The sequence below is a fragment of the Acinetobacter calcoaceticus genome (assembly GCF_016508255.1).
In the GTDB taxonomy this organism is placed as follows: domain Bacteria; phylum Pseudomonadota; class Gammaproteobacteria; order Pseudomonadales; family Moraxellaceae; genus Acinetobacter; species Acinetobacter calcoaceticus_E.
In genome coordinates, this window is the sequence record NZ_JADVKT010000010.1 from 17,505 (window position 1) to 30,714 (window position 13,210).

11 protein-coding genes are annotated in these 13,210 nt (G+C 38.2%); 6 read left to right on the plus strand and 5 right to left on the minus strand.

Translation table 11 applies throughout. The features are described from left to right. Positions 1-46 precede the first annotated feature (46 nt). The 3 genes from I5515_RS15840 (at position 47) to I5515_RS15850 (ending at position 5,715) form a co-directional block, all read left to right on the plus strand. Positions 47-1,366, plus strand: a complete 1,320-nt coding sequence (locus I5515_RS15840; protein WP_199968475.1) for an MFS transporter — start codon at positions 47-49, stop codon at positions 1,364-1,366. A 152-nt stretch (positions 1,367-1,518) separates the two neighbouring features. Beyond that, positions 1,519-3,738 (plus strand): DNA topoisomerase IV subunit A, encoded by a 2,220-nt coding sequence (gene parC / locus I5515_RS15845; RefSeq protein WP_199968478.1) that lies wholly within the window; start codon positions 1,519-1,521, stop codon positions 3,736-3,738. 297 nt (positions 3,739-4,035) lie between these two features. Further along, on the plus strand, positions 4,036-5,715 hold the full coding sequence (locus tag I5515_RS15850; RefSeq protein ID WP_199968480.1) for a long-chain-fatty-acid--CoA ligase: 1,680 nt from the start codon (positions 4,036-4,038) through the stop codon (positions 5,713-5,715). Between the two features lie 42 nt (positions 5,716-5,757). On the opposite strand, the gene I5515_RS15855 is transcribed toward I5515_RS15850, so the two are convergent. Further along, positions 5,758-6,147, minus strand: coding sequence for a hypothetical protein (locus I5515_RS15855; protein WP_199968481.1), 390 nt, complete (start codon positions 6,145-6,147; stop codon positions 5,758-5,760). A gap of 105 nt (positions 6,148-6,252) precedes the next feature. Between I5515_RS15855 and I5515_RS15860 the strand changes: the two genes are divergently transcribed. Further along, complete coding sequence (locus tag I5515_RS15860) at positions 6,253-6,651, plus strand: MAPEG family protein (protein WP_199968482.1); 399 nt, start codon at positions 6,253-6,255, stop codon at positions 6,649-6,651. Positions 6,652-6,778: 127 nt separating this feature from the next. Then, the gene (gene ppa, locus I5515_RS15865) at positions 6,779-7,306 is read left to right on the plus strand and encodes an inorganic diphosphatase (RefSeq protein ID WP_199968483.1); all 528 of its coding nucleotides are present in this window, start codon (positions 6,779-6,781) and stop codon (positions 7,304-7,306) included. Positions 7,307-7,412: 106 nt separating this feature from the next. On the opposite strand, the gene I5515_RS15870 is transcribed toward ppa, so the two are convergent. After that, positions 7,413-8,732 (minus strand): OprD family outer membrane porin, encoded by a 1,320-nt coding sequence (locus I5515_RS15870; protein WP_199968484.1) that lies wholly within the window; start codon positions 8,730-8,732, stop codon positions 7,413-7,415. Between the two features lie 960 nt (positions 8,733-9,692). Here I5515_RS15870 and I5515_RS15875 point away from each other — a divergent pair. Then, entirely contained in the window at positions 9,693-10,514 is an 822-nt protein-coding gene (locus I5515_RS15875) for a TorF family putative porin (RefSeq protein WP_199968485.1), read from the plus strand. A 53-nt stretch (positions 10,515-10,567) separates the two neighbouring features. Here I5515_RS15875 and I5515_RS15880 read toward each other — a convergent pair whose 3' ends face one another. The 3 genes from I5515_RS15880 to I5515_RS15890 all read right to left on the minus strand — a co-directional run bounded on the left by I5515_RS15880 (position 10,568) and on the right by I5515_RS15890 (position 12,999). Then, positions 10,568-11,113, minus strand: coding sequence for an NADPH-dependent FMN reductase (locus tag I5515_RS15880; RefSeq protein ID WP_199968486.1), 546 nt, complete (start codon positions 11,111-11,113; stop codon positions 10,568-10,570). A gap of 105 nt (positions 11,114-11,218) precedes the next feature. Continuing rightward, positions 11,219-12,706, minus strand: coding sequence for a YifB family Mg chelatase-like AAA ATPase (locus I5515_RS15885; RefSeq protein ID WP_199968488.1), 1,488 nt, complete (start codon positions 12,704-12,706; stop codon positions 11,219-11,221). Between the two features lie 65 nt (positions 12,707-12,771). Next, positions 12,772-12,999: an accessory factor UbiK family protein gene (locus I5515_RS15890; protein WP_199968490.1), complete on the minus strand. Its 228-nt coding sequence runs from the start codon at positions 12,997-12,999 to the stop codon at positions 12,772-12,774. Positions 13,000-13,210 lie beyond the last annotated feature (211 nt).

Genomic DNA, 13,210 nt, shown 5'->3' on the forward strand with positions numbered 1-13,210 from the left:
TAAATATATTGTCTTGCTCACTTATTCTTTCCAGTAGAGTTTTCCTATGGATCTGGTTTCACGTATACAAAATCTTCCAATTGGCAAATTTCACTACACATTATTGTGGGTGGTTGGGCTAGGGTGGATGTTTGATGCGATGGACACAGGAATCATTGCTTTTATCATGACGACCTTAGTCAAAGACTGGGCGCTAACTCCCGCCGAAAGTGGCTGGATTGTGAGTATTGGCTTTGTGGGAATGGCTATTGGAGCAGTTTGTTCGGGAGCTTTAGCCGACCGCTTTGGTCGCAAGACAGTATTTGCGACCACCATGGCAATTTATAGTATTGCCACCGCTTTATGCGCTTTTGCTCCAGATTTAAAATGGTTATTAATTTTCCGGTTTATTGTTGGGCTTGGACTTGGTGGGCAATTACCTGTTGCGGTGACATTGGTGAGTGAATATATACCCTCACATGTACGTGGTCGTTTTATTGTATTACTTGAAAGTTTTTGGGGATTAGGCTGGTTAGTTGCTGCGTTAATTTCTTATTTTATTATTCCTAAATTTGGTTGGCATATTGCATTTTTGATGGGTGGCCTTCCTCTAATTTATATTTTAGTGATTTGGAAAAAGCTCCCCGAGTCGATCCCGTACCTGATTAATCGTGGTCGTATTGAGGAAGCTCATGCATTAGTACAAAAACTAGAAGCTCAAGCGGGTGTTCAAATTGTTCACCACATTGAAGTCGTACCTGTGGCCATACGTCAAAAGGTTTCATTTAAACAACTTTGGAGTGGCCCTTTCGCACGCCGTAGTTTAATGCTCTGGCTCATTTGGTTTGGGATTGTATATTCCTACTATGGTATTTTCACTTGGTTACCAAGTTTATTGGTGAAACAAGGCTATGACATTGTTAAATCTTTTGAATATGTACTTTTAATGATTTTGGCACAGCTACCGGGGTATTTGGCAGCGGCATGGTTTGTTGAACGATTAGGTAGAAAAATTACACTGGCTTCTTTTATTGGTTTTTGTGCATTGTCTGCATATTTCTTTGGACAAGCCGACAGTGTGAACAGCATTATGTTTTGGGGCTGCCTCATGTCGTTTTTCAATTTAGGGGCATGGGGAGTGTTATATACCTATACGCCAGAACAATACCCAGCCAATATCCGAGCTTTCGGTTCGGGTTGGGCGTCGGCAATGGGGCGTTTAGGTGGAATTTTGGCACCAATAGTCGTTACACATATGATGGTGGCTAAGCACGGGTTTAGCCACGTTTTCATCATGTTTACCGTTGTTTTACTTTTGGTTGCAGCGGTAATTTTGATATTAGGTGAAGAAACCCAAGGGAAAAGACTAGAGTCGATAGGGCTTTAGTTTTGCCTAACTTTATAGCAAGTAGCTAAAAATATAGAGAGATGAGACATAATTTGACGCTCAGGTGACAGACTCCCTCTTGTGTCTGTAACATAGCCCACTTAGCATAAGACTCATTTAAAATAACGACTGATTTGGAAGATAAGCTGACTATGACCAGCCTTGCGCATCAAGCGACAGAAAACCGCTCTGTAGCCGAATTTACTGAACAGGCTTACCTGAATTATGCCATGTACGTCATCATGGACCGTGCATTGCCGCATATCAGTGATGGTTTAAAACCTGTACAGCGCCGTATTGTCTTTGCCATGAGCGAATTGGGCTTGAAAAATAGTGGTAAGCCAAAAAAATCAGCTCGTACAGTAGGTGATGTACTCGGTAAATACCATCCTCATGGTGACTCGGCATGTTATGAGGCGATGGTCTTGATGGCTCAGCCGTTTAGTTATCGTTATCCTTTAATTGAAGGACAAGGTAACTGGGGGGCACCCGATGATCCTAAGTCATTTGCTGCGATGCGTTATACCGAAGCAAAACTTTCTGCCTACAGTGAGTTGTTGTTAAATGAGCTAGGTCAGGGCACAACTGACTGGCAAGATAACTTTGATGGTTCATTAAAAGAACCGATTACGTTGCCAGCGCGTATTCCTAATATTCTACTTAACGGCACAACAGGGATTGCTGTTGGTATGGCGACAGATATTCCGCCGCATAATTTACGTGAAGTGATTAAAGGAACGATTGCCTTAATTCGTAACCCGCAAACTTCAGATGAAAAATTGGCTGAATATATTCCAGCGCCAGATTTACCCACAAAAGCTGAGATTATTACTCCGCCAGAAGAGTTACTCAAAATCCAGACTACTGGCCGTGGCAGTTACCGCATGCGAGCGGTGTATACCATCGAAAAAAATGAAATCGTGATTACTGAATTGCCTTATCAAGTATCGGGCTCTAAGGTGATTACTCAAATTGCCGACCAAATGCAGGCCAAAAAGCTGCCATTAGTCGTTGATATACGTGACGAGTCGGATCATGCAAACCCAACACGATTAGTGATTGTGCTCCGTTCTAATCGCATTGATGCTGAAGCGGTAATGAGCCATTTATTTGCGACTACCGATTTAGAGTCGAGCTATCGTGTTAATTTAAACATGATTGGTGAGGATGGCCGTCCTCAAGTTAAATCGATTCGTCGTATCTTGCTTGAGTGGATTGAGATCCGTAAAAAAACGGTAACGCGCCGTTTAGAATATCATTTGAACCGAATTGAAAAACGCCTACATATTTTGGCAGGTCTTTTAATTGCTTACCTTGATATAGATACAGTCATTCGTATTATTCGTGAAGAGGATCAGCCTAAACCTGTATTAATGGAGCATTTCAATATTGATGAGATACAGGCAGAAGCAATTTTAGAACTGAAGTTGCGTCATTTAGCAAAACTTGAAGAGATGGAAATCCGTCAAGAGCAGGATGAACTTGCAGCAAAAGCAGCGATTATTCGTGAGCAATTGGAAAATCCTGAATCTTTAAAAAATCTGATTATTGGTGAATTAAAAGAAGACGCTAAAAAGTTTGGTGACGAACGTCGTTCTCCAATTGTCGCGCGTGCTGAAGCTGTTCAGATTAAAGAGCAGGATTTAATGCCAGCTGAACCAGTAACGGTGGTTTTATCTGAAGCGGGTTGGATTCGTGCTGCAAAAGGTGCGGATGTCGATGCAGAAAAATTAAACTACCGTGCCGGAGATCAATATTTAAGTCATGCAGTGGGTAAGACTAACCAACGAATTTATTTCCTTGATGAAATTGGACGTAGTTATGCCTTACCAATAAGTAGCTTGCCATCAGCAAGAGGCTTGGGTGAGCCATTAAGCTCTAAACTTGCTCCTGCAAGTGGTGTGTCATTTATTCAGGTTTATCTAGAAGATGAAGAAGCGGAACTTATTGCTGCTAGTTCATCAGGTTATGGTTTTAAAACTCAAACCAAACAATTAGATACTAATGCCAAAGCAGGTAAAACCTTTTTATCGGTACCTGAAAAATCAAAAGCTTTACCATTAATTCCTACCCAAAACATGTCACATCTGGCAGTGCTTAGTTCAGCAGGGCGACTGTTAATTATTGATTTGGCAGAATTACCAAATTTGAATAAGGGTAAAGGTAATAAGTTGATACAACTTGAGGCAAAAGAGCAGATTTTATCCATGACAACCCTGAACTTAGATGAAATAATTCAGGTGGTTGCAGGTCAGCAACATCTAAAATTAAAAGGTGATGATCTTCAAAAATATATGGGTAAACGTGCTTCAAAAGGTCAGCTCTTACCACGTGGATATCAAAAAGCAAATAAACTGTTGATTCAGAGATAAAGCTAGCATCGGGCAACATAAATACGCTATATATGGCAACATGTTCAAGCAATGAACTGAACTTGTTGGTATTGAATAACGATTAAAAGGACAGCAATTTGGAGTACGTAATTTGTACTCCATGCAAAAAATTTGGCAGCGTCAAATTGTCAAAACTTCTGTCTCCATAATCTTGTTCGAAGTGTCATGAATGTGCCAATAAGTTTTAAATATGTTCTGGCACCAAGAAGCTAAAGAATAGCTGGGGCATTGAATAACAGTTATTACTAAGGATTACGAATCGGAGATAATGGCATTATGGAAAAAATTTGGTTTGCAGAATACCAAAAAACAGGGATTCCAGAAACAGTAGCATTGCCTGCGGAAAATACCTCACTTGTTGATATTTTTGAGAGTAATTTCCAAAAATTTGGTTCTCGCGATGCCTTTATCTTTATGGATAAAGCGATGTCATTTAATGAGTTAGAGCTTGCAAGCCGTAAGTTCGCGACCTATTTGCAAAATTTGGGGTTAGCAAAAGGAACTCGTGTGGCAGTGATGATGCCGAATGTGTTGCAATATCCTGTAGTAGCATTAGCTGTCTTACGTGCAGGCTTAGTATTAGTGAATGTTAATCCACTTTATACTGCGCGTGAACTTGAGCATCAATTAAATGACTCAGGTGCAGAAGTACTTGTGATCATCGAAAACTTTGCCAGTGTTTATCAAAGCATTTTAGGTAAAACTCCAGTGAAGCATGTTGTGGTTGCATCAGTAGGAGATATGCTCGGTACACTTAAAGGTACTTTGGTGAACTTTGTACTACGTAAAGTACGTAAGCAAATTCCAGCTTGGAATATTCCAGGGCACATTAAATTTAATTCAGCATTAAATAAAGAAAATGCGAGTAATTATAAGCGTCCGACTTTAACTTTAAGTGATACTGCTGTACTTCAATATACTGGTGGTACAACTGGTGTTTCAAAAGGTGCGGAGCTTACTCATCGTAATCTTGTAGCAAACTTACTTCAGTGTGATGGTATTTTCCAAAGTAAATTTGGAGCAAACGATGGTGCTAAAGGCGACCGTATTGTTTGTGCATTACCGCTTTATCATATTTTTGCGTTCATGGTTTGTGCGATGTATGGTATGTATAAAGGTCAGGCAAATATCTTGATCCCGAACCCTCGTGATTTACCAGCTGTTATTAACGAACTGCGCAAATATCAACCATCATTCTTCCCAGCAGTAAACACATTATTTAATGCTTTAGTCAATAATGAAGAATTCAGACAACTTGACCATAGCAAGTTAAAAATGGCGATGGGCGGTGGCATGGCTGTTTTACCTTCTACAGCAGAAGCTTGGAAGAAAATTACTGGTACAACCATTATTGAAGGTTATGGTTTGTCAGAAACTTCACCGGTAGCAACTGCAAATCCACCTGCTTCTACAGAATTTAGCGGCACCATTGGTATTCCATTACCTTTAACTGAAGTTGCTATTTTAGATGATGACGGTAAAGAAGTTGCTTTAGGTGAGCAAGGCGAAATCTCGATTCGTGGGCCTCAAGTAATGAAAGGTTATTGGAACCGTCCCGATGAGACAGCTAAAGTCATGACAGCAGATGGTTTCTTCCGTACGGGAGATATCGGCGTGATGGATAGCCGTGGATATACAAAAATTGTAGACCGTAAAAAGGATATGATTTTGGTTTCTGGCTTTAACGTCTACCCAAGTGAAATCGAAGAAGTTATTGCTAAACATCCAAAAGTATTGGAAGTTGCAGCAATTGGTGTTCCAGATGAAAAATCAGGTGAAGTGCCAAAACTCTTTATTGTGAAAAAAGATCAAAGCTTAACGACTGAAGAAGTTTTGAGCTTCGCTAAAGAGAACTTAACAGGCTATAAGCGCCCTCGTTATGTTGAGTTTATGGATGAATTACCAAAATCAAATGTAGGTAAAATTTTACGTAAAGACTTACGTAAACCAGCCTAATCAGTTAATAAAAAAAAGCGCCTTCAGGCGCTTTTTTTTATTTTATATTTTATGACTTTTTATAAACCAGCGGTCTATATAAGGTCGTCCAATTCCGACCATCGCAACAAACACCAGCATTGTGCCGAGTTGCAGGCGTAGGTGAGTTAAATCAAGCTGACCATAACTTAAATAATTATCTGCTAAGCAATATATCGTAATCACAATTAACCAATGCCATAAAGGAAGTCGTTTAATACCGACTGCCATAAAGGTAATTGTTAAAATAACAAAGGTACCAAGTGTAGATTGCCAATTCAAATTTGCACAAATCACACTAAGTAAAAAAGCGACAATAGGGAGTACAATCTTTAATATGCGATCTATCTGAAGTTGATTCTGTTTTTGCTTCTCCAAGACTTCAAACAATTCTTTTTGATCAGGTTGCTGCATACATGGCCCTATAAATCAGTGGTGATTGCGATTGCATAAAATTTCAGGTAAAAACGATCAGTTATGATAGCATGATCAACAGTATTTTCAGTGATGGATGGCACTATGCACGGCATCAGCAGCATTATCTATATTATTTTAGTGGCATGTTTGCTGCCATACGCATTTACCGTAATTGCAAAATTTAAAGGTGGATTTCAGCCTGCCGATAATCAAAACCCCAGAGCTTTTTTTGCCGGACTCACTGGTATAGCTGCTCGCGCTAATGCTGTACAACAAAATAGCTTTGAAAGCCTACCTTTATTTTTAACAGCTATTTTAATGGCTGAATATATGGTGGTTCCTGAATACTTTATTTTAAGATTGGGCTGGGCCTATATTATTTTACGCGTGATTTATGGTATTTGTTATTTAAGTAACTGGGCAACTTTACGCTCGATTGTTTGGTTTTTATCATTGTTATGCCCAATATTCTTATTGATCGTGACAATTAAGCTGACTTGAGTGTCATTCTGTCATCATTCATATCAACTTTCGCGTGTGCGCATTGTATAATCGGCATCATTTTGATGATATCCACGTTATAATCGAGTGGATTTTACATCTGACTTCATAACGAAAGAGTATTGATATGAGTTACAGCAATATCCCAGCAGGTAAAGATGCACCAAATGACATCTATGTCATCATTGAAATTCCTGCAAACGCAGCGCCAATTAAATATGAAATTGACAAAGATTCTGATGCATTGTTTGTAGACCGTTTCATGGGCACAGCAATGTTCTATCCAGCAAACTATGGTTATGTACCAAATACTTTGTCTGAAGATGGCGACCCATTAGACGTACTTGTTGTAACTCCATATCCTGTTGCTGCTGGTTCTGTAATTCGTTGCCGTCCAGTAGGCAAACTAAAAATGGAAGATGACGGTGGTATTGATGCGAAATTAATCGCAGTTCCACACGAAAAATTATCTCCACTTTACAAAGACGTTAAGGAATATACAGATCTTCCTCAATTGTTAATTAGCCAAGTTGAGCATTTCTTTAAACACTATAAAGATTTAGAACCAGGCAAATGGGTAAAAATCAGCGGTTGGGAAGGTGCGGATGTTGCTAAAGCTGAAGTACTAAAAGCAATCGAAGCTGCTAAAAAATAAGTTTTGATTTATGGGCCTAGTGTGTCTCAATTGATATTCTAGGCTCAATAAAAAACCTACCTGTGTTACCAGAGGTAGGTTTTTTTATGCTTGATAGATCTGCGAATTAGAATAATTTCACAGGAATATCAAGGAAGATACGCCATTCGTTCGTATCACCGATGTACGCATTAGATTGATACGCATCACTTGCACGGTAGTAAGAGTTACGAATACGAAGACTTGCATCTTTAGCAAAACCGCTTTGAACTGTGTATTTTACTTGGTTAAAGAATTCACGTTCTTTAGCATCATCAGTTACATTGCGAACTTTGATGTCCCAACCGTATACAAATGCAGTTGTCCAGTTCAAACCAGGTAATACACCTAACTTACCAAAATCAACGTTGTATTGAATTTGCGCAGATTTCTCGTGGTTACCGATAAAATCAGACATGTAAGAGTTTGGTAAATAAATACTTTGGAAACCGTCAGCATTTTGACCGTAGTCATAACCAACATTACCAGTGTTTTGTTGGTAAGCAACCATAACACTATGCGGACCAGTATTATAAGTTGTAGAAACTGCCCAAATGTTATTGGTCTTTTCTTCACCAGCTATATTGGTCGAACCATAATCTGGTGCTACTGCTCCAGTTGCTGAGTAAGTAATAGCATCTTTATCAAACTTAGTGTGATAACCGCTAAAATCATAAGTTAATGAACTGTCTTTTGTTAAAGGCTGTTTAAAGTTCACATTAGCATAATGGCGTTCAAGTTTATTCTTGCTGTCCAAGCCATAGTAAGATGCATTTAAGTTGTCATTAAACTTGTATTTACCACCCCAAACGATTGCACGATCAAGACCATGGCCATATACATCCGCATCAGTATTAATTTGATCAGACATTTGGTCTTTAGTGAATTTACCAGCAACTAATTCAAGATTCTTGATTTCATGGCTTGTTAATAAAGTACCTGTAAAATATTCAGGAACCATACGGCCAGTGTTACTTGCTAAAACAGGTAAATCGAGTACTTGAGTACCGTAGCGTACAGTCGTATTTGAGAAACGAGCTTTAACGCTACCGCCACCACGACCCCAATGGTCATAAGCTGAACCATCATTGTTTTTAGGAATCATTTGGTTACCGGCATGATTATTTTCACCGATTTTAAATGAACCGTCACCAACAACACCAACACCGAAACCAACAATACCAGGAGTAAAGCCAGATTCAAGATTTATAATTGCCGATTGAGCAACTGAGCTAGTGTCTTTCGCGCCCTGTTTTTTGTCGCGAGTTAGATAACCTGTACGGAAGAGAATAGAACCGTTCGCATCTTCAACAAATCCTTTTGCCTCACTTTGCTCGCTTGCCTGAGCTGAGGAAATTATTGCCGCAGAAATGAGAACTGCTAATGTAAGTTTTTGTGCATTTAGCATATTTAAAGAACCTCATAAAAACGATAAATTCTGTGCCTTGTTATTGTTCAGGGCCTAGAATTTCAATCAATTGTATAAGTAATCTATAAAAAAGATATATTTTTGTTGATTTTATTTTATATATGCTATGCAGAAATTGATTAATGTGTTACCGATTGTTTACTAAATTTACCATTAATATTTTATACTTAATGTATTGTTTAAAATAAAAAAAGTAATTTATTTTTTAGTGGATTTTTACCATTTATTTTATCTTCGAATCTCAAAAAATAGTTGATTCTTGTGTTCATTTTTTACTCTTTTTTAATGGATATGTTTACTTTTTAATCTTGTTTTAGTCCACTTTTTGCGGCGATTTATTTTAAATACTCTGTAAATTGTTACTGTATAACGTTATTTTAAAGGGTGATGTACAAAAATAGATCAATGTAATAAGCCAATAGAATTTGATTAAGTTGATCGAATTTAGTGCGCTATCTTGCATAAATTTTGTGCATTCCTCTTTTTGTTCATATTGTTGTTTAAAAAAGATCCAAAATAGTTCATAAGTTTTAAAACAGAAAAAATAAAGAAATCTGATTAAAAGAAATGCCCATTCATAGACCATTACAAGCCTAGCGTTAAGAAATTTACGTAATTTTTATATCTCTTATTTAAGTTTAAATAGAAATTTTACATTGAGTAAATGAATACTGTTGAGGTCGCTAATTTATTTCCGACAAGGTGTTTTCTCATGTTTATTTTTTCTAAATGTATAAATATTTTATTTTATAACATTGTTTTTTATGAATATATTTTTATGAAAATGAAGTGGAATATTTGTTGCAGGAATATTTTGATTTCAATATTAATAAGCTTTAGAGAGGGGAAACATAGACTTGGCACAGCAATTGCAAAAGCTTAAGTAACACAATGTGTTTTATATACATAAATCGTGCATTCATTATGGGGGAGATCAAAATGATGAAATTTGCACTTAAGACCTTAGGTCTTGGTATCTTTGCAGCAGGCTCAACCATGGCTATGGCTGAACCTGCACCATCTTTTTATGGCATCACGACAACAGGGAGTGTAGCAGCAACTACAGACTACCGCTTCCGCGGAGTTACTCAATCCTCAAATAACCCTGCAATTCAAGGTGGTTTTACTTTTTCTCATAAATCAGGTGCTTATTTATCACTCTGGGGTTCAAGTGTTGATTTTGGGGTAACAGGCAACTCCACAGAAACAGATGTTGCTTTGGGTTATACCAATACTTTAAAACTAACAGATACACTTGCACCTACTTATGATGTCGGCATAATTCATTATGGTTATATTGGCTCTGGTCATAGTTTTGACCGTAATGGTATCGGTTATGATGGTAAAAATGGATTAGATTTTAATGAAGTTTACGGTAAATTAACTTTTGCTGATTCTTTATTTAAAGGCGATGCACTGAGCGTAGGTGTCAACTATTCAAATGATTATTGGGCTCACTCTAAACAGTTTTGGTATTTTAATGTCGGTTATTCAGCGCCAATTGCAGACACTGGATTTACTGGACTTGCTTCAGTTGGCTATAACAAATTCAAAAACAAAGAGGCTCTAGCCGTAGTTGCAGGTGGTCCTGGAACAGACGACAATTATATCGACTATAAAGTTGGTGTAAACCGTAGCATCTTAGGTATTTTGGCTGAGCTAGATGTAGTCGGTACGAATGTCAGTACTTCTGGTATGAGTGATGCTCAGAAAAAACCTTATGACGCTGGCTTAGTGTTTAGTTTAACTAAAACATTCTAAGTTTATGTTGTAAAAAGCGGGTTTGTTGGCCCGCTTTTTCTTTTTAAGAAAGCTTACTCTAATTGATCTTTATATTTTTGAATCTCTGAGACAAAGTTAAGCAGAAAAGGCGTAATTTGTGATTTATATTGTTCGGTTTGTAGCATCTCAATAATTTGTTCAGGGGATTTGCTAAGAAGAGAGAACCGTAAAAATAAATCTTCAAAAAAATTGCTGCTCACTGTCGAAAGTACTCTTCTTAACGAAACTAGCATATCGTCACCACGGCTGGATGCATGCACTAGCACAATAGGCTTGTCTATGATTTCGGTACGAGAAACCATCCAGTCAATTGCATTTTTAAGACCGCCTGGAATACAACGGATATATTCGGGACTTGAGATAATAATGCCATCTGAGGCAGAAACAGATTTAATGAATTCTTCCACTACGATAGGCGTTTTTTCTCCCTCATTATCTGGAGAAAAGATAGGCAGACTATTAACTTGATCGAAAACTGAAAATTCAATGCTGGATGGTGCGATATTTTTCATCGCTTGTAATAGTGCTGTATTTGTTGATGCTTTTCTTGTACTACCTGAGATAGCCAAAATTTTCATAGCGTCCTCTTTGCCTTTTGCCTTTTTATATAGGCAGTAATAAATTCTTTGATCAATAACCGATATAAATATTAAAAAAGCGGACTCACGATCCGCTGTTTTACCTTAAGAATGATTGCCTCGATAAGAGAGCGCCTCTGTAAGATGAGGACTTTGAATTACCTCACTTTGAGCCAAATCAGCAATAGTACGCGCAACTCTTAAAACACGATGATAAGCACGAGCTGATAGATTTAAACGTTGCTGTGCCATTTCAATCATTCGTTGTGAAGTTTTATCAAGTACAGCATGTTGTTCTAGTTGCTTCGGTGAAAGTGCCTGATTTAAACAATTTTGTCTTTGCATTTGTTGTTCATAAGCAGAAATCACGCGTTGTCGCACAGCCGTAGAATCTTCGGCAGGCGTTGGATCTTGCAGTTCCTGAGCTTTTAAAGGAGGCACATCAATATGCAAATCGATACGGTCAAGTAATGGCCCCGATATACGGTTTTGATAGCGCTTAATACTTTCTGGTGAACATTGACAACGACTATCTTGATTAAATGCATAACCACATGGACAGGGGTTCATCGCAGCAATCAATTGGAAGTTGGCTGGATAAGTAATTTGACGCGCTGCACGGGAAATAATGATTTCTTTTGACTCAAGTGGCTGGCGTAACACTTCTAGCACTTTTCTATCAAACTCGGGAAGTTCATCTAAAAACAAAACGCCCAAGTGAGATAAGGTAATTTCACCCGGTTTAGGATGAGATCCGCCCCCAACGAGTGCAATCGCGGATGCTGTATGATGGGGCGCTCGAAATGGTCGCTGACCAAACGTATGTGATGTATTTGAAATTGAGTAAATACTAGCAACTTCAAGCGTTTCTTGATTAGAGAGAGGCGGTAAAATTGAAGGAAGCCTTGATGCGAGTAAGGTCTTACCTGTTCCGGGCGGTCCTTTAAAAAGTAAAGAGTGCCCCCCAGCAGCAGCAATTTCGAGTGCACGACGTGGTCGTAATTGACCTTTTACATCTGCCAGATCAAATTTATAAGGCATTTGGTTTGAGTTGGTCGTAGGCTCAACTGAAGATAGCGATTTTGTGCCCAGAAAATGTTCACAGACTTCTTTTAAGTGACTTACTGGATAACATTGAAAGTCAGGTAAGTGGCTAATATCCTGACTATTATCAAACGGTAAAAGCATTTTGTGCTTAGCCTGCTGACACGCCATTGCCAACGTTAAAGTACCTGATACTGGCCTTACGTGGCCATCAAGCGCTAACTCTCCAATAAATTCAAAATCTTCGGCACAGTTTTCCGGAAGCTGACCAGAAGCAATTAAAATGCCTAAAGCAATCGGTAAATCTAAACGTGAACCATCTTTGGGCAAATCTGCTGGTGCAAGATTAATAGTCAGTCGTTTAGTGGGAAATTGAAATCCACTGTTAATAATTGCTGAGCGAACTCGGTCTTTACTTTCTCTTACTGCAGCTTCTGCTAGGCCTACAATGGTAAGAGAAGGTAAGCCTTGACTCACATGTACCTCTACTTCAATGAGAGGTGCATGTAAACCCAAAAGTCCCCGTGTATAAATTTTAGAAAAAGACATCTTATTGTTCCATTATGGTGCTTCATTTTTAATCGTTGTAAAGTATAAGTGCGCTACATTGGTGCTTATTTTTTATTCTTTAAAGTTTCTTCTAATAGTCCCACTTGTTTTTGTAGCTCTTCTAAACGTTGGTTGGCTGATTGAAGTGCAGTCTTTTGGCGGTCAATCTCTTGTCTGGAAACAAGATCTAATTTTTCGACTGCTTCATTTAATAATGCACGTAAATTTTTTTCCAAATCTTTTTTAGGCTCATCAATTTGTTCCAGAATGGCCTGTAATAAAGTTTCTAGCATGAAATATCCAAAGTGTTGTATTACCTTATGGTTTACAGTTTACCACTGCTTGAACGTGGGATGTAGATTTCAATTCTTTTAGTATAAATAGAACATTAAATCAGCATGTAACCGTACTGAAAATTCATTTTATTTTTAATAGCTCATCTACATCTTGATCACTAAATAGGTTATAAAGAAAGTTCATGCAATAGATTCATTTCCCTCAACC

Excerpts from the sequence above, each read along its gene's own strand:
- I5515_RS15840 (WP_199968475.1), top strand. The coding sequence starts at position 47 with ATGGATCTGGTTTCACGTATACAAAATCTTCCAATTGGCAAATTTCAC.
- I5515_RS15870 (WP_199968484.1), bottom strand. The coding sequence starts at position 8,732 with ATGCTAAATGCACAAAAACTTACATTAGCAGTTCTCATTTCTGCGGCA.
- I5515_RS15855 (WP_199968481.1), bottom strand. The coding sequence starts at position 6,147 with ATGCAGCAACCTGATCAAAAAGAATTGTTTGAAGTCTTGGAGAAGCAA.
- I5515_RS15885 (WP_199968488.1), bottom strand. The coding sequence starts at position 12,706 with ATGTCTTTTTCTAAAATTTATACACGGGGACTTTTGGGTTTACATGCA.
- I5515_RS15860 (WP_199968482.1), top strand. The coding sequence starts at position 6,253 with ATGCACGGCATCAGCAGCATTATCTATATTATTTTAGTGGCATGTTTG.
- I5515_RS15890 (WP_199968490.1), bottom strand. The coding sequence starts at position 12,999 with ATGCTAGAAACTTTATTACAGGCCATTCTGGAACAAATTGATGAGCCT.
- ppa (WP_199968483.1), top strand. The coding sequence starts at position 6,779 with ATGAGTTACAGCAATATCCCAGCAGGTAAAGATGCACCAAATGACATC.
- I5515_RS15880 (WP_199968486.1), bottom strand. The coding sequence starts at position 11,113 with ATGAAAATTTTGGCTATCTCAGGTAGTACAAGAAAAGCATCAACAAAT.
- I5515_RS15875 (WP_199968485.1), top strand. The coding sequence starts at position 9,693 with ATGATGAAATTTGCACTTAAGACCTTAGGTCTTGGTATCTTTGCAGCA.
- I5515_RS15850 (WP_199968480.1), top strand. The coding sequence starts at position 4,036 with ATGGAAAAAATTTGGTTTGCAGAATACCAAAAAACAGGGATTCCAGAA.
- parC (WP_199968478.1), top strand. The coding sequence starts at position 1,519 with ATGACCAGCCTTGCGCATCAAGCGACAGAAAACCGCTCTGTAGCCGAA.